This window comes from Actinocatenispora comari (assembly GCF_017312725.1).
Taxonomy (GTDB): domain Bacteria; phylum Actinomycetota; class Actinomycetes; order Mycobacteriales; family Micromonosporaceae; genus Actinocatenispora; species Actinocatenispora comari.
On record NZ_BOPO01000132.1, the window covers coordinates 35117 to 54880 of the forward strand.

Below are 19764 nucleotides of genomic sequence, written 5' to 3' on the forward strand. Positions count from 1 at the left end.
GCTCGTGGGACAGAGTATCAGTGGTGTCGGGGTGCTCGACAAGGCCATCGTGATCCTCGAGGCATGCGTCGACGGCGCGAGCCTGGCCGAGCTCGTCGACCGGACCAAACTGCCGCGCGCCACCGCGCACCGGCTCGCCCAGGCACTCGAGACGCACCGGATGCTGGTCCGCGACCAGCACGGTCGGTGGCGGCCCGGCCCGCGGCTCGGCGAGCTCGCCAACTCCGCGCCGGACGTGCTGCTCACCGCCGCCGAGCCGGTGCTCACCGCGCTGCGCGACCAGACTGGCGAGTCCGCCCAGCTGTACCTGCGCCGCGCCGACGAGCGGCTCTGCGTCGCCGCCGCCGAGCGGGCCAGCGGGCTGCGGGACACCGTCCCGGTCGGCGCGGTCCTGCCGATGACCGCCGGTTCCGGCGCCCAGATCCTGCTCGCCTGGGAACCACCGGAGGCGATCCTGCCGCTGCTGCCGCGGTGCAAGTTCACCGCCCGCACGCTGGCCGAGGTGCGCCGGCGCGGCTGGTCGCAGAGCGTGGCCGAGCGCGAGGCGGGCGTGGCCAGCGTCTCCGCACCGGTGCGCGACCGTACCGGCCGGGTCATCGCCGCGGTCTGCGTGTCCGGCCCGATCGAGCGGATCGGCCGCCGTCCCGGCGACCGGCACGCGATGGCGGTCGTGCGCGGCGGCCAGCGCCTCTCCGGCCTGTAGTCGCGGCGACACCTCGACGCCCGGGCGCCGTCAGGCACCCGGGCGATGCCGCGCGTCCGGACGGCTGAACACCCCGGGGATGTCGCACGTCGCAACGATGCGCACCCTGGGGACGTCGCGCGTCCAGGCGGCATCGTGTCGCCTGACGGGCTTCCGCCGGTGCGCGGTGAACTGTCCGGTTGTGCCCGACCGAACCGTCCTCTAACCTAATGATCTTCATCAATCCGACCTAGCCGGCTATTCCGGCGTGTTGGACGATCGTCTGGGGAGGACGCAATGCCGCGACACCTGACCCGGCGCCTGCTCGGCGTCGCCGCCGGTGCCACCCTGGCGGCGGGGCTGCTGACCGCCGCCGCGCCGACCGCGCTGGCCGCACCCACGCACCACCGCCCGCACCCGTCCGCCGACGTCTCGTTCGCCGGCACCGTGGCGCTGAGCAACTGCTCCGGCTCGCTGGTACGGGTGCCGAGCGCGACCGACGACGACAAGGCGCTGGTGCTCACCAACGGTCACTGCCTGGAGTCCGGGATGCCCGGGCCCGGGGAGGTGATCGTCGACCAGCCGTCGCACCGGACGTTCTCGCTGCTGTCCGCCGACGGCCAGGACTCGGTCGGCTCGCTGACCGCGACGACCGTCGAGTACTCGACGATGACCGACACCGACGTCACGCTGTACCAGGTGTCGCAGACCTACGGCGAGATCCAGCAGCAGTACGGGATCGCGGCGCTCGCGCTGTCCACCGAGCACCCGACGGCCGGTACCGACATCGCCGTGGTGTCGGGTTACTGGCAGCAGACGTACTCGTGCGCGATCGACGGTTTCGTGCCGGAGCTGCACGAGGCGGACTGGGTCTGGAGGGACTCGGTGCGCTACACCGAGCCGTGCCACGTGATCGGCGGTACGTCCGGCTCACCGGTGGTGGACACCGCGTCCGGCCAGGTGGTGGCGATCAACAACACCACCAACGAGGACGGCGAGCAGTGCACCCTCAACAACCCCTGCGAGGTCGCCGCCGACGGCACCGTCACCGTGCACCAGGGCATCGGCTACGCCGAGGAAACCTACGGCCTGGCCACCTGCATCCAAGGCTCCACCATCGACCTCACCGCCCCCTGCCCCCTCCCCAAACCCTGACCAGCCACCACCCGCACTCCGGCGCCCGGGTTTGAGAGCCGAAGGCAAACCCCCACGGTAACCACAGCAGAGGTCGGCGAGCCGAAGGCAAAGCCCCCACGGTAACCACAGCAGAGGTCGGCGAGCCGAAGGCAAAGCCCCCACGGTGACCACAGCGGGGGTCGGGGGGTGCCGGGGGGCGAAGCCCCGCCGGCGCGGGGCCCGGGGGCCGCGCCCCCGGAAGGCATACGAAACCGACCCCATCCGCGCTCTCCGCGGATGGGGTCGGCCCATCGGTGTAGCCCCGACCGGATTCGAACCGGCGCCGCCGCCTTGAGAGGGCGGTGTCCTAGGCCGCTAGACGACGGGGCCCCAGGCGGTGCGCGGACAAAAGCTGGGGTACCAGGACTCGAACCTAGACTAACTGGGCCAGAACCAGTCGGGCTGCCAATTACCCCATACCCCATCGGTGCCCGCGCACCGGAGAGAACTGTACCCGACGATCAACGCGGCCCTCAAATCGGCCCGACCCCCACGGGTGGTGGCAGCGGTCACCGGCTCGTACCGGCGTGCCCCGACCCGTGTCCCCGGCTCCCGCGGTGCGCCGACGCCGCCACCGTGTCCCTCCCCGACCGGTTCGCCGCCGATCGGTACCGCCACCTGGACGGCTCCCACCGCCACCAGGACGCGCCGGCTGGCCGTTCCGCGCCGCGCCCGGCGCGCCGCGCCACCACCGCCGTCCCCGGACCGGATCGGCGGCTCGATGCCGACCCGCCCGCTGTCCGCCCCGCCTGCGGCGACCGCTAGAGTGAGGCACGTACGGCCCCGTCGTCTAGCGGCCTAGGACACTGCCCTCTCAAGGCAGCGGCGCCGGTTCGAATCCGGTCGGGGCTACACGACCTTGGTGACCCCTGTCCGCATGGAGCGCGGACGGGGGTCGTTTCGTGTGCCCTCCGGGGGCGCAGCCCCCGGGCCCCGCGCCGGCGGGGCTTCGCCCCCCGGCACCCCCCGACACTCACTGTGGTCACCGTGGCGCTGACCCTGGTCACCCCGTCACGACCCTGGTCACCCCTGTCCGCATCGAGCGCGAACGGAGCCGTTTCGAATGCTTCCGGGGCGGGGCTCTTCGACAACCTGGCTCCGGAGATGGTCGCCGGGCGCTGACGTTGGTCGCTGGCCGGATGGAGTGCGGACGGGGGTTTCGGGGTGGGGTGGGGTGCTGGTGGGGGGTGCGGGTTCAGGGGGTGGGAGGGGGTGGGGGTGGGGTGGGCTGCGCGGGGTGGGGGCGCCATTGTTCGGGGGTCTGGGCGTTGACGGGGCGGAGGGGCTGGTGAGCGGGTTGGATGCGGGGGCGCGGGCGGTGTGGGGCGGGCAGGCGCGTGCGTACGCGGAATCGTTCGCGGCGGTGTGTGCTCGACCGGTCGGGGAACTGCTCGACGCCGTCGACGCCGGCGCCGGCGTGCGGCTGCTGGACGTCGGTACCGGGTCGGGCAACGTGGCCGCCGCCGCCTGCCAGCGCGGTGCCCGGGTGACGGCCGTCGATGCCGAACCGGGCATGGTGGAGCTGACCGCGAACGCCGTACCGCGGGCCGACGTCGGGGTCGCCGCGCTGCCGTCGCTGCCGTTCGCCGACGACGTCTTCGACGTGGTGACCGCGAACTTCGTGCTGGACCACGTCGGCTGGCCGCGGCGGGCGGTCGCCGAACTGGCCCGGGTGACCCGCCCGGGCGGCCGGATCGCGGTGACCCTGTGGCCGGTACCGGCCGGGGCCGGCCACGCGCTGCTCGGCCGGGCGACCCTGGCCGCCGGCGTGCCGCGGCCCGAACACCGGACGGTGCTGCCACCGGAGACCGACTTCCCGCGTACCGAGAACGGCGTGACCGGACTGCTCCGGGACGCCGGGCTGGCCACCCCGGTGGCCCGGACGATCGCCTGGGAACACCACACCGACGCGCGCCAGTGGTGGCGCGCGGCGGAGTCCGGCGTCGGGTTCAACGGTCACCTCATCGCCAGCCAGCCGGCCGCGACCCGGGCGGCGATCCGGCGGCAGTTCGAGGCGCTGGCGGCCGGGTTCGCCGGCCCGGACGGCCGGCTCGCGCTGCCGCACCGGGCGCTGCTCGCCACCGGTACCGTCCCCGCTCCCCCGGGCCGACGGCACGACTCGTGACCGCCGCGCCCGGGACCGCCGGCTCGATGCCGGCACACCGTTCGCCGGCACGAGCCGAGCCGACCGGACGGGCGCCGACCCGGATCCGTACCGGCGCAACGGATCCGCACCGGCCGAATCCATGACGGCTGGATCCGCACCGGCCGAACATCCCGGCTGGATCCGGATCGACCGAAATCCGTGCCGGCCGGATCCGGGGCGGCGCAACGGATCCGGTCAGCGGGCGGCGAGCTCGAGGGCGGCGGGCAGGGCGACGAGGTCCGGGATCCGGTGCACGCCGGGCGGGGTGGCGGCCGCCGTCGACCGCCGGTCCAACCAGACGCCGGTGAGGCCGGCGGCGTGCGCGGCAGTCGCGTCGGTACCGGGGTTGTCGCCGACGTACGCCGCCTCGTGCCGACCCACGCCGAGCGCGCGGCACGCGTACCCGAAGATGGCCGGATCGGGTTTGGCGCAGCCGGCGGTGTCGACGCACACCACGCAGGCGAACCGGTCCAGCAGGCCGGCGGCGGCGAGCTTGTGCCGGGCGTGCGCCTCGTCGTTGTTGCTGACCACCCCGAGCACCGCCGACGCGGCCACCACCCGCAGGCAGTCCACCACGTCGTCGAACGGGCGCAGCGCGGCCTGGTAGTGCCGGCGGTACCCGCGGAACCAGGCCGCCGGGTCCGCCGGCGCCGGCCGGCCCAGCCAGCGGGCCATGGCCACCGCGCGGGCGTCCTGCTGGTCGGCGAAGGTCAGCTCACCGGCCAGATAGCGGGCGAACTCCTGCTCCTGCACCGCGTTCCAGTACGCCGCCGCGGCCGGTCGATCGGCGGCCGGTACGCCCAGCTCGGCGAGGTAGCCGAGGATGCCGCGCCGCTCCGCGGTCGAGTAGTCGACCAGCGTGTCGTCGACGTCGAACAGCACCGCCCGCACCGCCATGGCCCTCCCGTCGGTCGCGCCCGGCCGGAGCCTACCGAGTTACGAGCGGGCGTGCCCGGCTCGTACGGTGCGGTCGGCAGGGCGCACCGTCGCCGGCCGGTGCCGGTGCACCGGCCGGCGACGGCGTCAGGCCAGCTTCGCGCGGGCGGCGCGGAGCCGGGACAGCGACCGGTCGCGGCCCAGCAACTCCATCGACTCGTACAGCGGGGGCGACACGGTGCGGCCCGTCACCGCGACCCGCACCGGAGCGAACGCCTTGCGCGGCTTGAGTTCCAGCCCGTCGACCAGCGCCACCTTCAGCGCCTCCTCGAGGTCGGCGGCGCGCCAGTCGGCGAGGGCGTCGAGCGCGGCGATCGAGGCGTCCAGGACCGGCGCGGCGTCGGCGCCGAGCGCCTTGGCCGCGCTGGCCTCCTCCGGCTCGAACGACTCCTCCGGGCCGAACAGGAACCGCAGCATGTCCGGCGCCTGGCCGAGCGTCGTGATCCGCTCCTGGATCAGCGGCGCGGCGGCGGCGATCACCGCCCGCTCGGCGTCGGTCGGCGTCACCAGCCCGGCCTCGACCAGGTACGGGACGATCCGGTCGACGAAGTCGTCCGGGGTGAGCAGCCGCACGTGCGCGGCGTTGATCGCGGCCAGCTTCTTGCCGTCGAACCGGGCCGGGTTGACGTTGACGTCGGCGACGTCGAACGCCTCGACCAGCTCCGCCGGGCTGAACACGTCCCGGTCCGGCGCGATCGACCAGCCCAGCAGCGCCAGGTAGTTGACCATGCCCTCCGGCAGGTACCCCTCCCGGCGGTACCGGAACAGGTCGCTGGAGGGGTCGCGCTTGGACAGCTTCTTGTTGCCCTCCCCCATCACGTACGGCAGGTGCCCGAACCGTGGCGTGCGCTCGGCCACGCCGATCGCGATCAGCGCGCGGTAGAGCGCGAGCTGACGCGGGGTGGACGGCAGCAGGTCCTCGCCGCGCAGTACGTGGGTGATCCGCATCATCGCGTCGTCGACCGGGTTGACCAGCGTGTACAGCGGGTCGCCGGTGCCGCGGACGATGACGAAGTCGGGCACCGAGCCGACCTTGAAGGTGACCTCGCCGCGAACCACGTCGTCCCAGGTCAGGTCCTCGTCGGGCATCCGCAGCCGCAGCGTCGGGGCCCGCCCCTCGGCCCGGAACGCGGCCTTCTGCTCGTCGGTGAGGTCCCGGTCGAAGTTGTCGTAGCCCAGCTTCGGATCCCGACCGGCGGCCTTGTGCCGCGCCTCGATCTCCTCGGCGGTGGAGAACGACTCGTACGCGAAACCGCCCTCGACCAGGCGCTTCGCCACGTCGGCGTAGATCTCGCGCCGCTGGCTCTGCCGGTACGGCGCGTACGGGCCGCCGACCTCCGGACCCTCGTCGTAGTCCATGCCGAGCCAGGACATCGCGTCCAGCAGCATCCGGTAGCTGTCCTCGGAGTCGCGCGCGGCGTCGGTGTCCTCGATCCGGAAGATCAGCTTCCCGCCGGTGTGCCGCGCGTACGCCCAGTTGTAGAGCCCGGCGCGCATCAGCCCGACGTGCGGGGTACCGGTGGGCGACGGGCAGAACCGCACCCGGATGTCGGCGCCGGTCGGTTCCGCGTCGGTCGGTACGGAGTCGTGGTCAGTCAAGGTTCACCACCGGGTTGCTCAGGGTGCCGAGGCCGTCGATGGCCACGGTCACCGTGTCGCCGTCGGTCAGCGGTCCGACGCCCGCCGGCGTACCGGTGAGGATCACGTCACCGGGCAGCAGCGTCATCACGTGCGACACGTACGAGACGAGGGTCGGGATGTCGAAGATCAGGTCCTTGGTACGCCCGCGCTGGCGCACCTCGTCGCCGACGGTGCAGGTCATCTGGACGTCGGAGACGTCCGCCTCGGTGTCGATCCAGGGGCCGAGGGGGCAGAACGAGTCGAAGCCCTTCGCCCGGGTCCACTGCCCGTCGCTGCGCTGCAGGTCGCGCGCGGTGACGTCGTTGGCGCAGGTGTACCCGAAGATCGCGGCCGGCGCGGCGGCCCGGTCGAGGCGGCGGGCGCCGGTCAACCCGATCACCACCGCGAGCTCCGCCTCGTGTTCGACCTGCTTGGACTGGGCGGGCAGCCGGATCGCATCGCCGGGGCCGACCACCGAGGTGGACGGCTTGAGGAACAGCAACGGTTCCTTCGGCACCTCGGCGTTGTGCTCGGCGGCGTGCGCGGCATAGTTGCGGCCGACGCACACGACCTTGCTCGGCAGGATCGGCGACAGCAGCCGCACGTCGTCCACGGCCCACCGTTGCCCGGTGATCTGCACCCGGCCGAACGGCAGCCCCTCGATCTGGGCGACGGTCAACCCCTCCGTCCCCGCTGCGGGGTCACCCTCGACCACCCCGAACGACATGCCGCCACCGTGGGCGAACCGTGCGATACGCACAACACAACCTTCCCGTCGCCGACCGCCGCCGATCGGCTCGGCGACGGTACGAATTGCCTCTGGCAGAGAATCTAACGTTCCGCGACCCCGCGGCGTCGACGGGATAACGCGCCGGCCGGTCGGCCCGTCGTCGCTGGCAGACTGGACGCATGTCCGTACCGCCCAGCATGCCCGCCGGCGCCGACCCGCCCGGCGCGGTGTCGACCGGTGGCCGGCGCGAGGTGCTGGCCGAACCGGACTGGCGGCGCCGGCGGGCGCAGCACGAGCGGCGGGTCGACGGCTGGACCCGGCCGCACCTGGCCCGGCGCCGCGACGGGCTGCGCCATCCGGTACAGGACTTCCTGTTCACGTACTACTCGCACCGCCCGGCGCAGCTGCGCCGTTGGCACCCGGGCGCCGGGATCGTGCTCGCCGGTGCCGACCCGGCCGAGTTCGGCGACCGGTACCAGCCGGTCGACGGCGGCGCCGCGCTGGCCGCCGGCCCGCTGCTCGCCCGCCGTGCCGACACCGTCGCCTGGGTCCGCGACCTGCTGGCACGCACCGCGGCGCGGCCGGCCCAGTTCGGCTGCTTCGGCCTGCACGAGTGGGCCATGGTGTACCGGCAGACGCCCGGGCAGCTGCGGCACGCGGCCTGGCCGCTGCGGCTGTCGTCGGCCGACACCGACCGGGTGGTCGCCGAGCGCGGCGTGCGGTGCAGCCACTTCGACGCGTTCCGGTTCTTCACCGAACCGGCCCGGCCGCTCAACCTGCTGCAGCCCACCCGGGAGCGGCAGGCCGAGCTGGAGCAGCCGGGCTGCCTGCACGCGACCATGGACCTGTACAAGTGGGCGTACAAGCTGTCCCCGCTGGTCGGCAGCGACCTGGTGGCGGACTGTTTCGCGCTGGCCCGGGACGTCCGGGAGATCGACATGCGCGCCTCGCCGTACGACCTGAGCGCGCTGGGCTACCGACCGATCCCGATCGAGACGCCCGCCGGCCGCGCCGAGTACGCCGCCGCCCAGCGGGCGATGTCCGACCGCGCCGCGCCACTGCGGCACCGCCTGATCGCCGCCTGCGACGACCTGCTCGCCCAGCGGTGACGAGTCCCTTCGCCGCCGGACGATGCCGACCGCGGGGCGGCGAAGGTCAGGGGCGGGTGCCGACCAGGCCCGCCTCGTACGCGGCGATGACGAGCTGGGCGCGGTCCCGGGCGGCGAGCTTGGCCAGCAGCCGGCCGATGTGCGACTTGACCGTGCCGTGGCTCAGGTGCAGGTGGTTGGCGATCTCGGTGTTGGACAGGCCGCGGCCGACCAGCGTGAGCACCTCCCGCTCCCGGTCGGTCACCCCGGCCAGCGCGGTCCGCACCTGCCCCGTCGGCGCCGGCCGGGCGGCGAACTCGGCGAGCAGCCGCCGGGTGACGCTCGGCGCGAGCAGCGCCTCGCCCGCGGCGACGACCCGGATGCCGGCGAGCAGGTCCGCCGGCGGCGTGTCCTTGAGCAGGAAGCCGCTGGCACCGGCGCGCAGCGCCGCGTAGACGTACTCGTCGAGATCGAACATGGTCAGGATCAGCACCCGGGTGTCCGGCAGCTCGGCGCAGATCCGCCGGGTCGCCTCGATGCCGTCGGTGCCGGGCATCCGGACGTCCATCAGCACCACGTCCGGGCGCAGCCGCGCGGCCTCGGCGACGGCCTGCGCACCGTCCGCGGCCTCGCCGACCACCCGCAGCCCGTCCGCGGTGTCCACCAGTACCCGGAACGAGCCGCGCAGCAGCGCCTGGTCGTCGGCGATCAGGACCGAGATCACCCGGCGGCTCCGTAGGGCAGTACCGCCTCGACGGCGAACCCGCCGCCGGCACCCGGCCCGGCGCGGAAGCTGCCGCCGTAGGCGCCGACCCGCTCCCGCATCCCGATCAGGCCGTGCCCGGCCGCCGGCAGTACCCCGCCGCCGGCGGGGACCCGGGCGCCGTCGTCGATGACCTCGATACGGACCGCGGTGTCGGTGCCGGTCACCGCCACCCGGCAGGTCGCCGGCGCGGCGTGCTTGACCACGTTGGTGACCGACTCCTGCACGATCCGGTACACCGAGACGCCCAGGCTGTCCGGGACCAGGTCGGCGCCGTGCACCGACAGCTCGACCGGCACGCCGACCACCGCGGCCCGGTCCACCAGCTCCCCCAGTCGGGACAGGCCCGGCGCGGGTGACAGCTCGCCCGGTTCGCCGTCGCGCAGCACGCCCAGCAGGTGCCGCATCTCGGCGAGCGCCTGCCGGCTGGTGGTCTCGATCACCTCGAGCGCGTCGTGGGCCTCCGCCGGCCGCTGCCGGACCACGTGGTTCGCCACGCCGGCCTTGACCGCGATGACCCCGAGCGCGTGCGCGACCACGTCGTGCATCTCCCGGGCCAGCCGCAGCCGTTCCTGGGCGACCGCCCGTTCGGCGGCCTGCTGCGCCAGCCGCGCCGCGTACTCCCGGCGGTCGGCGACGGCGCGGCCCAGCGTCCACGAGCAGCCGAGCAGTACCAGGGCGAAGACCAGCATCGCGAGCGATCGGTCGGTGTCGGCGGAGCCGGCACCGCTGGTCGGCCCGGCCGCGGTCATCGCGAGCAGCCCGACCGCGCTCAGCACCCCGATCGCGACGGTCGGCACCCAGCGGCGGCGCGGTTGGCTGACGGCGACCGAGTAGAGCGCGCAGGCCGCCGGCAGCAGGGTGTACGGCGAGAGGGTGCCGGCCGCCGCACCGAGCGCCACCGCGAGCAGCGCGACCACCAGCGCCGGCCCCGGCCAGCGGCGCCGGACCAGCAGCGCGCCGGCGCCGAGGACGGCCGGTACGGCCGCGAGCGCAGACCAGCCGCCGGTGTGGCCGAGCAGCAGCGTGGGCAGCGCGTCCGCGGCGAGCACGCCGGCGGCCAGCACCGCGTCGATCGCGACCAGCTGCCGTGGGGTCAGCCGCCACCTGCCGTCCTGCACCGCTCGACGGTAACCGGCCCGGGCGCCGCCGCGCCTCCGACCACGGTCCGTCGGCCCCAGGTCGCACCCGCCGGCCCGGCCGGGGCGGACCCCGGACCCGGGTGCCGGCGCAGGTCCGGACCGTGGCCAGACGCGCCGGACCGGGCCGGTCGCGCAGCCTGGGGTCATGACCACGCGAGCCGCCGAGGTGCGGACATGATCGAGTTGAGGCAGCTGACCAAACGGTACGGCCGGACCGTCGCGGTGGACGACCTGTCGTGCACCGTGGAACCGGGCATCGTGACCGGTTTCCTCGGCCCCAACGGGGCCGGCAAGTCCACCACGATGCGCATCCTGCTCGGCCTGGACGCGCCGAGCAGCGGGGCGGCGCTGGTGGGTGGCCGCCGGTACGCCACGATCGATCGGCCGCTGCGCGAGGTCGGCGCGCTGCTGGACGCGACCGCCGTGCACGGCGGCCGTACCGCGCGCAACCACCTGCGCATCCTCGCCCGTACCAACCGGATCCCGGCCACCGCGGTCGACGCGGCGTTGGACCGGGTCGGGCTGGCGCAGGTCGCCGGGCGCCGGGTCGGTGGCTTCTCGCTGGGCATGAAGCAGCGGCTGGGGATCGCCGCGGCGCTGCTCGGCGACCCGGCCGTGCTGGTGCTGGACGAACCGGTCAACGGGTTGGATCCGGACGGCGTGCGGTGGATCCGGCAGCTGCTGCGCGGCCTCGCCGCCGAGGGCCGCACCGTGCTGCTGTCCAGCCACCTGATGAGCGAGATGCAGCTGACCGCGGACCGGGTGATCATCATCGGCCGGGGTCGGCTGCTCGCCGACACCACCGTGGCCGAGCTGACCGACCGGTACGCCGGGGCGGTGCTGGTGCGCACCCCGCGCCCGGCAGAGCTGGCCGCGGTGCTGACCGGCGCCGGCGCCACGGTCGCCGCCCAGCCGGACGGGCAGCTCGGCGTCACCGGACTGTCCGAGTCCGCGATCGGTGACCTGGCCGCCGAACACCACCTGCCGCTGCACGGCGTGGCCCGCCGGGACGCCTCGCTGGAGGAGGCGTACCTGCGCCTGACCGCCGAGTCGGTGCAGTACGGCACGCCGCCGCCGGCCCCCGCGCCGGCCGGCGCCGTCGCACCCTCGACCGGGAAGGACGCCCGATGATCGCCGTACTGTCCGCCGAGTGGCTCAAGATCCGCTCGCTGCGCTCCACGTACGCGCTGCTCGCCGTGGTGCTCGCCGGGCTGGGCGGTGCCGCGGCGCTCTGCGGCTACCTCGTCACCGTGTACGACGGCGCCGCCCCGGAGCTGCGCGCCCACATCAGCGTGGCGCCGGTGGCGGGTCTGGTCGGCAGCATGACCGAGCTGCTCGCCGGCGTGCTGGGCACCCTCGCCATCACCGGCGAGTACCGCAGCGGCACGCTCCGGGCCAGCCTCGCCGCGGTGCCCCGGCGCGGCCGGCTGTTCGCCGCGAAGGCGGCGGCGGTCGCGGTGATCGGCCTGGTCGCCGGCGAGGCGGCGGTGTTCGCCGGGTACGCGATCAGCCATGCCATCGTCGGCGACCGCACCCTGCTGCTGGATGCCCGCGGGTTCGCCGACCAGGCGCCGCTGCTGGTCGCGCAGGGGCTGACGGTGCTGCTGTTCGCGCTGCTCGGGCTGTCGCTCGGCACGCTGACCCGGTCGGCCGCCGGCACCATCCCGGTACTGGTGCTGCTCTGGTACATCCTGCCGATCGTGGCGAACCTGCTGCCGCAGCCGTGGCACGGCCGGATCGGTTCGATCGTGCCGGACTCGCTGCCGGGGCAGCTCGCCGGCGTCGGCAACGACCACTCGGTGTACGGCGCGCTGCTCCCGCCGTGGGGTGCCGCGCTCGCGATGGCGGCCTGGATCGCGGTACCGCTGACCGCCGCCGCGATCGTGTTCTGCCGCCGCGACACCCGCTGACCGCGGCCGCCGCCACGGGACCGGCGACACCGGGCACCGCGTGCCTGCGTGTCGCCGGAACCCTTGCCCGGCAACGGATCCGAGGCCGGCCGATCAGCGGGTCGCGACCGGGGTCAGCGGGCCGCGGCGGCCGCCTGCGGGGCGGCGGCGCGGACCCCGTAGGTCAGCGCGTCGACCAGGGCGCGCCAGCTCGCCTCGACGACGTTCTCGTGCACGCCGACGGTGGTCCAGCTGCGCCGCTCGTCGCCGGAGTCGACCAGCACCCGGGTCACCGCGCCGGTGCCGTGGCTGCCCTCCAGGATCCGTACCTTGTAGTCCAGCAAGTCCACTGTGGACAGATGCGGGTAGTGCCGGACCAGCGCCGCCCGCAGCGCCGCGTCCAGCGCGTTGACCGGGCCGTTGCCCTCACCGGTGGCGATCACCCGCTCGCCGCGCACCCGTACCTTGACCGTCGCCTCGCTGACCACCGCGCCGTCCTCCCGGTGCTCGACGATCACCCGGTACGACTCCAGCGTGAACGCGGTGACCGGCGCGTCGTCGAGCTCGCCGCGCACCAGCAGCTCGAAGGAGGCGTCCGCCGCCTCGTACGACCAGCCCTCCGCCTCGCGCCGCTTGACCTGCTCGGTGACCGACGACAGCACCTCCGGATGGCCGGTCAGGTCCAGGCCGAGCTCACGGCTCTTGAGCTCGACGCTGGCCCGACCGGCCATCTCCGTCACGAGGATGCGCATGTCGTTGCCGACGATGGCCGGATCGACGTGGTTGTACAGATCCGGGTCCACCTTGATCGCGCTCGCGTGCAACCCCGCCTTGTGAGCGAAGGCGCTGGCCCCGACGTAGGCCTGGTGGGTGTCGGGGGCGATGTTGGCGATCTCGGCGATGGCGTGCGAGACGCGCACCATCGTCTCCAGGCACCCGTCCGGGAGGACCTGGCGCCCGAGCTTGGTGGTGAGGTTGCCGATCACGGCGAAGATGTCCGCGTTGCCGGGCCGCTCGCCGTAGCCGTTCGCGGTGCCCTGCACGTGCATCGCGCCGGCCTCGACCGCGGCGATCGTGTTGGCCACCGCGCAGGCGGTGTCGTTCTGCGCGTGCATGCCCAGCCGCGGCTCCCCGCCGAGCTTGCCGCGCAGCTCGCTGACCGTGCGGTACACGCTGGAAGGCAGGCCGCCGCCGTTGGTGTCGCACAGCACCACGACATCGGCGCCGGCGTCGAGCGCGGTGCGTACCACCGACAGGCCGTAGCCGGGGTCGTACCGGTAGCCGTCGAAGAAGTGCTCGCAGTCGAGGAACACCCGGCGGCCCTGCTCGACGAAGAACCGGACCGAGTCGGCGATCATCGCGAGGTTCTCCTCGCGGGTGGTGCGCAACGCCCGTTCGACGTGCCGTACGTCGGACTTCGCGACCAGGCAGACGGTGCCGGTCTGCGCGTCGAGCAGGGCCCGTACCTGCTTGTCGTCGGCGACCGCGACGCCGGCCTTGCGGGTCGAGCCGAACGCGACGAGCTGCGCGTGCCGCAGCGACAGTTCGGTCCGGGCCCGGGCGAAGAACTCGGTGTCCTTGGGCATCGCGCCCGGCCAGCCGCCCTCGATGAAGCCCACCCCGAGCTCGTCCAGCAACCGGGCGACGGCGAGCTTGTCGGTGACCGAGTAGCTGATCCCCTCGCGCTGTGCGCCGTCCCGCAGCGTGGTGTCGAACAGGTGGAACTCGTCGGCGGGCGTACCCATGGTGGTGTCCTCTCCCGGGGAGGTCGGATGGCGGAGCTGGCTGAGGCGAAACTGGCCCGGAAAACGAAAAGACCCCCCGGGTCACGGGAGGTCTGCGCGCTGGGCTCGACGGGTGTGTCGGCGGGAGCGCGCTAGGTGCCAATAATCAGGCCACGAAGAGTCCGGGTCATGACCGACACGATGCCACGCCGTCCGCCTTGTGGCCGGCAGATCCCACCATGCGGGCGGCTTCGTGATCGACTTCACGTCGCCGGCCGGTCACCGGCGGCCCCGACACCAGCCGGCCCCGGTACCGCGCCGGTACCGGGGCCGTGGTGACGGGGTCGCGACGGGTCAGAGCAGCCGGTGCACCCAGCCGTGCGGGTCGGGCAGCTCGCCGTGCTGGACGCCGAGCAGCGACTCGCGCAGCTGCCGGGTCACCGGACCCTCGACCCCACCGCCGATGGTGAAGTCGAGGTCGGCGCCGCGGATCCGGCCGATCGGCGTCACCACCGCGGCGGTACCGCAGGCGAACGACTCGCGCAGCCGGCCCGACTCGGCGTCGGCCTGCCACTCGCTCAGCGCGTACGGCCGTTCCTCGACCCGCCAGCCGCGGTCGGTGGCGATCGTCAGCACCGAGTCGCGGGTGATGCCGGGCAGGATCGTGCCGGCCAGCGGCGGCGTCACCAGCGTCACGTCGTCGCCCTCGCCGTACACCGAGAAGACGTTCATGCCGCCGAGCTCGTCGACGTAGCGGCGCTCCACCGCGTCCAGGAACACCACCTGGTCGCAGCCGGCCTCGATCGCCTCGGCCTGCGCGGCCAGGCTCGCCGCATAGTTGCCCGCGCACTTCGCCGCGCCGGTACCACCGGGCGCGGCCCGGGTGTACTCGGCGGAGACCCACACGTCGACCGGGTGCACGCCGCCGGCGAAGTACGAGCCGGCCGGGGAGGCGATCACGCAGAAGAGGTATTCCGAGGACGGCTTGACGCCGAGGAACACCTCGGTGGCGAACATGAACGGCCGGATGTAGAGGCTGCCGCCGTCCTGGGTCGGGATCCACTCCCGGTCCCGCTCGACCAGCAGCCGCACCGCGGTCAGGAACGCCTCCTCGCTCAGCCGCGGCATCGCCATCCGGTCGCAGGTGAGCTGCATCCGGCGGGCGTTGGCCTCCGGCCGGAACATCGTGACGCCGCCGTCCGGCGCGTGGTAGGCCTTCAGCCCCTCGAAGATCTCCTGCGCGTAGTGCAGCCCCGCGGTGGCCGGGGACAGCGAGATCGGGCCGAACGGCTCGATTCGCGCGTCGTACCACCCCTTGGTGTCGCTGTAGCGGATCGTCGCCATGTGGTCGGTGAAGACCTTGCCGAAGCCGGGGTCGGCCAGCAGCGCGGCGCGCTGCGACGCGGCCACCGGTGCCGGGTTCGGCCGGATCTCGAAGTCCAGCGTGGCCAAGCCAGCCGCACTGCCCGATGCTGTGTTGCTGCCAGCACTCATCGTCTGCGTACCTCCCAGGCACGTCGTTGGACCGCGGTACGTGTCGAACAGGCCGAACGTATCGTTCGTTCAGCCGCCCCGGGCAGTCCGGCCGGCGTGCTCGACGCGAGGTCACGCACACCGACCCGGCACCTCGGCCGGGCAGGTCGACGGGACACGTCCCGACCGCGGTCGGATCGTCGTTGTGGGCGCGGCACGCGCACAGGGTGCGGCGCGGCAGGGCGACCCGGCCCGCGCCCGGCCGATAGGCCGCGCACGGACACCAGGGTCAGCATAACCGCAGCACTGAACGTTCCCTCAGGGGCGCCGACCGGGTGCCACCGGGACGCCGACCGCACCGATGCGTCGACGCCCCGGCGCTGGTCACTCGCCGAGCAGGGTGTCCTCGATGGCGTTGAAGACCCCGTTACCGGTGGAATCCGCCTTCTTGTTGCTGGGCAGTGCCCCGTCGTACCGCAACACCGTCACGACGATCATGTACCGGTGGTACGCGCCGTAGTACGCCCGCCACCGCGGGGTCGCGCCGTCGTCGCACAGGTGGCTGGAGGTGCCCGACTTCGGGCAGAAGTAGTGCAGCCCGTTGAACGCCGCGCTGCCCCCGTCCAACCCCTTCTCCACCGCGTCCGCGTCGTCGTCGGTCGGCAGTGGGATCACCATCACGCTCGCCAACAGCTCCTTGTCCGGATCCGGGTAGTCGGCGGTCGCCATGTTCCCGCAGTCGTGCTTGCGCAGCAGCGACTCGGTGTTCGAGTCACCGGCGTCCGAGCACGCGCTGAAGAACCCCTCGGAGTCCAGGGTGAGGCCGGCCGCGGTCTCCGGGAAGATCGAGTCGAGCTCGAACGGGACCGGGTCGGTGTCCTCGTCGTCCAGATCGGACGGATCGCGGTACTCGTCGGTCGGCGAGACGCTCTCGCTCGGCGACGGCGAGTCGCTGTAGCTCGGTGACGCGCTCTCCTGCGCCGCCGCGGACGCGCTCGCGCGCGCCTGCGCCGCCTTCCGGCTCGCCTCGTTGTTGCTGTGGATCAGGAACACCAGGCCGAGCACCACCACCAGCAGCAGGGCGCAGCCACCGCCGACGATGCCGGCGATCGCACCGCCGGACAGCTTGCCCGAGGTGGTCGGAATCGGCGTCGGCTGGCCCCACGCCGAGGTGGGCGGCCCGTACGGCGAGTTGGGGTCGGGCGGCGGCATCCCCGGCCCGTACGGCATGCCGGACGCGGGCATGCCCGGCTGGTCGTACGGCACGCCGGAGGCCGGCCCGCCGGGCTGCTCGTAGTACGTGCCCGGCTCCGCCGCGCCCGGCCCGTAGCCCGGCTCCGGCATCCCCGGCGAGTACGGCGGCATCCCGGCATCCGGCGCGCCCGGGGTGTAGGGCGGCGGCAGGCCGGGACCACCGAGCGGCGGCTCCGAGCCGTACGGCGGCAGGCCCGGCCCGGGCGCACCCGGGTACGGCGGACCGGACTGGGGTGGCGGCATGCCGGGGCCACCCGGCCCGTACGGCGGCTGTGGCGGCATGCCGAACCCGCCGGGGGGCGGCGGCGGGCCTGGCTGACCCGGAGCAGGCTGGCCGGGAGCACCCTCGGGGTGCATCCCGTTGGTCAGGTAGGGATCGCCCCCAGGCCGGTAGCCACCAGGCGGGTTCCCGCCCGGCGGCTCCGGCTCGGACCCGGGGCGCTGATTGTCCGACATGGCCACAACATAGAGCGAAGGCACAACCAGCCAAAACCCGGTCGGCCACAACCGATGCAGCACCGAGAGATCGACGCGGGTCGCTGGCCCCCGGCCCGACGCGCCGCTGAGAATCCCTTAAGGTTTCGCGCCACGACCCGGCCCGGCACGGCTGCACGCGCCACGACTCCACGCGCCACAGCTGTGCCGACCGTGGACCGTCCGTTCCGGAGTGCGGGTGGCCTCCCCGCGACTTCAGCCGGCGAGGGCGGCGGCGACCGCGTCACCGACCTCGGCGGTCCGCAGCTTCTCCCCCGGCACCCGCTTCGCCACCTCGGCGCCGACCGCCTCCTCGACCCGGCGGGCCTCCTCGGGCCGGCCCAGGTGATCGAGCAGCAGGGCGGTGGACAGGATGGCCGCGGCCGGGTCGGCGACACCCTGCCCGGCAATGTCCGGCGCCGAACCGTGCACCGGCTCGAACATCGACGGGTACGCCCGGGTCGGGTTGATGTTGCCGCTCGCGGCCAGGCCGATGCCACCGGTCACCGCGGCGGCCAGGTCGGTGAGGATGTCGCCGAACAGGTTGTCGGTGACGATCACGTCGTACCGCTGCGGGTCGGTGACGAGGAACATCGCCGCGGCGTCCACGTGCTGGTACTCGGTCTGCACGTCCGGGTACTCGGTGGCGACCTCGGCGAACGTGCGCGCCCACAGGTCGCCGGCGTTGACCAGCACGTTGTTCTTGTGCACCAGCGTGACCTTGCGCCGCGGGCGGCGCATCGCCCGCTCGAACGCGTCGCGCACCGCGCGCTCCGCGCCGTACCGGGTGTTGAGGCTCTCCTCGGTGGCGACCTCGGCCGGCGTGCCCTTGCGCACCGTGCCGCCGGCGCCGCAGTACAGCCCCTCGGTGCCCTCGCGGACCACGACCAGGTCGATGTCGCCGGGCGCGACGCCGGCCAGCGGACTGGTGGTGCCGGCCCACAGCCGGGACGGCCGCAGGTTGACGTAGTGGTCGAAGGCGAACCGCAGCTTGAGCAGCAGGCCGCGCTCCAGCACCCCGGAGGGCACGCTCGGGTCGCCGACCGCGCCGAGCAGCAGCACGTCCTCCCCGGCCAGCTGTTCGAGCACCTCGTCCGGCAGCACCTCGCCGGTGCGGTGGTACCGGGCCGCGCCCAGGTCGTACTCGGTGGCCGTCACGTCCGGCAGCACCACGTCGAGGACCTTGCGTGCCTCGGCGACCACCTCCGGCCCGATGCCGTCGCCGCCGATGACCCCCAGCCGTACCGTCACGCCGAACCTCCCGCAGTCGCTGTCGCCGGCGGCCGCACGCCGGTCCGCCCGTCCCCAAGTCTCCCGCGCGATCGACCAGGATCCCAGGACGCGGTATCGAGCTCTCACGTTCTGGGAATGAAAGGAGCGCCGGAGCATCAGGAGAACGGCGGACAGACCGGTTGAATACCGCGATGCGGACAGATCCCCGGCAGCGATCGCATCAGCGCCAGCAAAGCCGAAGAATCATAAAAATGGCCAGGAGTTGTGTCGGGTTATTGACAGACGCAGCAGTGTCGATCGAGTATGGGACGCCTTAGGCGAGATACGGCACCACAAAGCTGCCGAGATCTCCCCGGCGCAGCACGCCGGGAACTGCGAGGAGCGGCCGAGCCGCGGAACGCAGCGCACGGCCCCCGCGACCGCGGCCAGGTCACGGGGGCCGGCAGGGAGCGCGAACGCGGGGGGTGAGCGTCGCGCTGTGGGGGGTGCAGGCCCGCACGCTGCAGCATCCTCGGGCAGCCCTCGCATCTGTGCGCGGACCGATCGGACCGTGACAATGACCCAAGAACCGCCAGATGGACCTCTGTATCGTGTAGCCGACATGAACGGTATCCGGATTAACGACACAGCGCAAGCGCGAGACGGCACTGCGTTGCATCACGCGATACGCCGCGCCCGCCGGGCACATCGCGACTGATTCGTGATCAAGCGATCGACCTGCGGAAATACCGTTCGAGGGCGATCGGCGCCGGAACCGGTCAGCGGAAGGCGCCAAACAAGCCCCGAGAAAACGCCCGGCGCTCTTCCCTCCCGGCCATCGCCATGGCACGGTACAGCCGATGCGTAATGGTCCGGGCAGTCCGTATTCCGGCAAAACCCGTATTACGGCAAACCGCGGCAACCCCGGCCGCCGCTCACACGGACGGGTACCGGCGCGGTGCGATCGGGCCGTTTCCACCGATACGATCCAGTTGCAGGTTCGGACGAAGGGATGCACCTGTGACGTTGGGTGATCGGAACGACCGGTCGTCCGACCGTTCCGGTCGGTCGAGCGGCCGGCCCACCCCGGCGCCGGATGCCGAGCGGCAGCCCGCCGCGCCCGACGACTGGCCCACCATCCCCTGGGCCGGCCCGGAACCCGCGGTCGGCGCTCCGCCGCCACCCGCGCCCGGCCGCCCCGGCGGCGCGTCGACCGCCGGCCGCAGACCGCACTTCGCCGAGCACGCCGGCGACGAGAACTACTGGACCCAGGCCGTCCGGCGGCACCCGATCGATCCCTTCGCCGGGCCACCGCAGCCCGGCTTCGTCCAGCCGCCCGACCCGCCGTGGATCCGCCCGCCGGCGTCCGGCCCGAGCGCGCCCCGACCGACCACCGGGCCGGTCCCGCCCTCGGCGGGACCGACGACACCCACCGGCGACGCCGACGACCCGCCG

General features: G+C 73.6%; 15 protein-coding genes, 3 tRNA genes and 1 pseudogene. 8 read left to right on the forward strand and 11 right to left on the reverse strand.

Translation table 11 applies throughout. The features are described 5' to 3' along the window. Positions 1 to 16 precede the first annotated feature (16 nt). Entirely contained in the window at positions 17 to 703 is a 687-nt protein-coding gene (locus tag NUM_RS32955; protein ID WP_030448160.1) for an IclR family transcriptional regulator, read from the forward strand. Between the two features lie 276 nt (positions 704 to 979). Next, positions 980 to 1837, forward strand: a complete 858-nt coding sequence (locus NUM_RS32960) for a S1 family peptidase (protein WP_207128840.1) — start codon at positions 980 to 982, stop codon at positions 1835 to 1837. 278 nt (positions 1838 to 2115) lie between these two features. Here NUM_RS32960 and NUM_RS32965 read toward each other — a convergent pair. Beyond that, positions 2116 to 2188, reverse strand: a tRNA-Glu gene (locus tag NUM_RS32965). Positions 2189 to 2210: 22 nt separating this feature from the next. Beyond that, positions 2211 to 2282, reverse strand: a tRNA-Gln gene (locus NUM_RS32970). A gap of 355 nt (positions 2283 to 2637) precedes the next feature. Here NUM_RS32970 and NUM_RS32975 point away from each other — a divergent pair. Together NUM_RS32975 and NUM_RS32980 are read left to right on the forward strand one after the other, a co-directional pair. Beyond that, a tRNA-Glu gene (locus NUM_RS32975) sits at positions 2638 to 2710 on the forward strand. Positions 2711 to 3146: 436 nt separating this feature from the next. Then, the gene (locus NUM_RS32980; protein ID WP_225919013.1) at positions 3147 to 3983 is read left to right on the forward strand and encodes a class I SAM-dependent methyltransferase; all 837 of its coding nucleotides are present in this window, start codon (positions 3147 to 3149) and stop codon (positions 3981 to 3983) included. Positions 3984 to 4199: 216 nt separating this feature from the next. Here NUM_RS32980 and NUM_RS32985 read toward each other — a convergent pair whose 3' ends face one another. From NUM_RS32985 to NUM_RS32995, 3 genes are all read right to left on the reverse strand, one after another. Next, positions 4200 to 4901, reverse strand: coding sequence for an HAD family hydrolase (locus NUM_RS32985; protein ID WP_207128842.1), 702 nt, complete (start codon positions 4899 to 4901; stop codon positions 4200 to 4202). A 126-nt stretch (positions 4902 to 5027) separates the two neighbouring features. Next, on the reverse strand, positions 5028 to 6539 hold the full coding sequence (gene gltX, locus NUM_RS32990; protein WP_207128843.1) for a glutamate--tRNA ligase: 1512 nt from the start codon (positions 6537 to 6539) through the stop codon (positions 5028 to 5030). Then, positions 6532 to 7320 (reverse strand): fumarylacetoacetate hydrolase family protein, encoded by a 789-nt coding sequence (locus NUM_RS32995; RefSeq protein WP_207128844.1) that lies wholly within the window; start codon positions 7318 to 7320, stop codon positions 6532 to 6534. Before NUM_RS32995 ends, gltX begins: the two co-directional genes overlap by 8 nt. Positions 7321 to 7487: 167 nt before the next feature. On the opposite strand from NUM_RS32995, the gene NUM_RS33000 reads away from it, so the two are divergent. Further along, positions 7488 to 8399: a 3-methyladenine DNA glycosylase gene (locus tag NUM_RS33000; RefSeq protein WP_308440607.1), complete on the forward strand. Its 912-nt coding sequence runs from the start codon at positions 7488 to 7490 to the stop codon at positions 8397 to 8399. 46 nt (positions 8400 to 8445) lie between these two features. Here NUM_RS33000 and NUM_RS33005 read toward each other — a convergent pair whose 3' ends face one another. Together NUM_RS33005 and NUM_RS33010 are read right to left on the reverse strand one after the other, a co-directional pair. After that, positions 8446 to 9102 (reverse strand): response regulator, encoded by a 657-nt coding sequence (locus NUM_RS33005; RefSeq protein WP_207128845.1) that lies wholly within the window; start codon positions 9100 to 9102, stop codon positions 8446 to 8448. Continuing rightward, positions 9099 to 10262 (reverse strand): sensor histidine kinase, encoded by a 1164-nt coding sequence (locus NUM_RS33010; protein ID WP_207128846.1) that lies wholly within the window; start codon positions 10260 to 10262, stop codon positions 9099 to 9101. The genes NUM_RS33005 and NUM_RS33010 overlap by 4 nt, the downstream gene beginning before the upstream one ends. A 195-nt stretch (positions 10263 to 10457) precedes the next feature. Between NUM_RS33010 and NUM_RS33015 the strand changes: the two genes are divergently transcribed. Next, positions 10458 to 11414 carry an ABC transporter ATP-binding protein gene (locus tag NUM_RS33015; protein ID WP_207128847.1) on the forward strand — a complete coding sequence of 319 codons (957 nt, stop codon included), beginning with the start codon at positions 10458 to 10460 and terminating at the stop codon, positions 11412 to 11414. Next, the gene (locus NUM_RS33020; protein ID WP_207128848.1) at positions 11411 to 12193 is read left to right on the forward strand and encodes an ABC transporter permease subunit; all 783 of its coding nucleotides are present in this window, start codon (positions 11411 to 11413) and stop codon (positions 12191 to 12193) included. Before NUM_RS33015 ends, NUM_RS33020 begins: the two co-directional genes overlap by 4 nt. A 113-nt stretch (positions 12194 to 12306) precedes the next feature. Here the strand turns inward: NUM_RS33020 and cimA are convergent, their stop codons facing one another. The 4 genes from cimA to NUM_RS33040 all read right to left on the reverse strand — a co-directional run bounded on the left by cimA (position 12307) and on the right by NUM_RS33040 (position 18348). Then, the gene (gene cimA, locus NUM_RS33025; RefSeq protein WP_207128849.1) at positions 12307 to 13917 is read right to left on the reverse strand and encodes a citramalate synthase; all 1611 of its coding nucleotides are present in this window, start codon (positions 13915 to 13917) and stop codon (positions 12307 to 12309) included. Between the two features lie 333 nt (positions 13918 to 14250). Further along, positions 14251 to 15390 carry a branched-chain amino acid aminotransferase gene (locus NUM_RS33030; RefSeq protein ID WP_207128850.1) on the reverse strand — a complete coding sequence of 380 codons (1140 nt, stop codon included), beginning with the start codon at positions 15388 to 15390 and terminating at the stop codon, positions 14251 to 14253. A gap of 363 nt (positions 15391 to 15753) precedes the next feature. Further along, positions 15754 to 16866 carry a hypothetical protein gene (locus NUM_RS37865; protein WP_207128851.1) on the reverse strand — a complete coding sequence of 371 codons (1113 nt, stop codon included), beginning with the start codon at positions 16864 to 16866 and terminating at the stop codon, positions 15754 to 15756. Between the two features lie 447 nt (positions 16867 to 17313). Further along, positions 17314 to 18348: a 3-isopropylmalate dehydrogenase gene (locus NUM_RS33040; protein WP_225919015.1), complete on the reverse strand. Its 1035-nt coding sequence runs from the start codon at positions 18346 to 18348 to the stop codon at positions 17314 to 17316. 981 nt (positions 18349 to 19329) lie between these two features. On the opposite strand from NUM_RS33040, the pseudogene NUM_RS33045 reads away from it, so the two are divergent. Further along, positions 19330 to 19764, forward strand: a pseudogene (locus NUM_RS33045) (hypothetical protein); the annotation flags it as partial.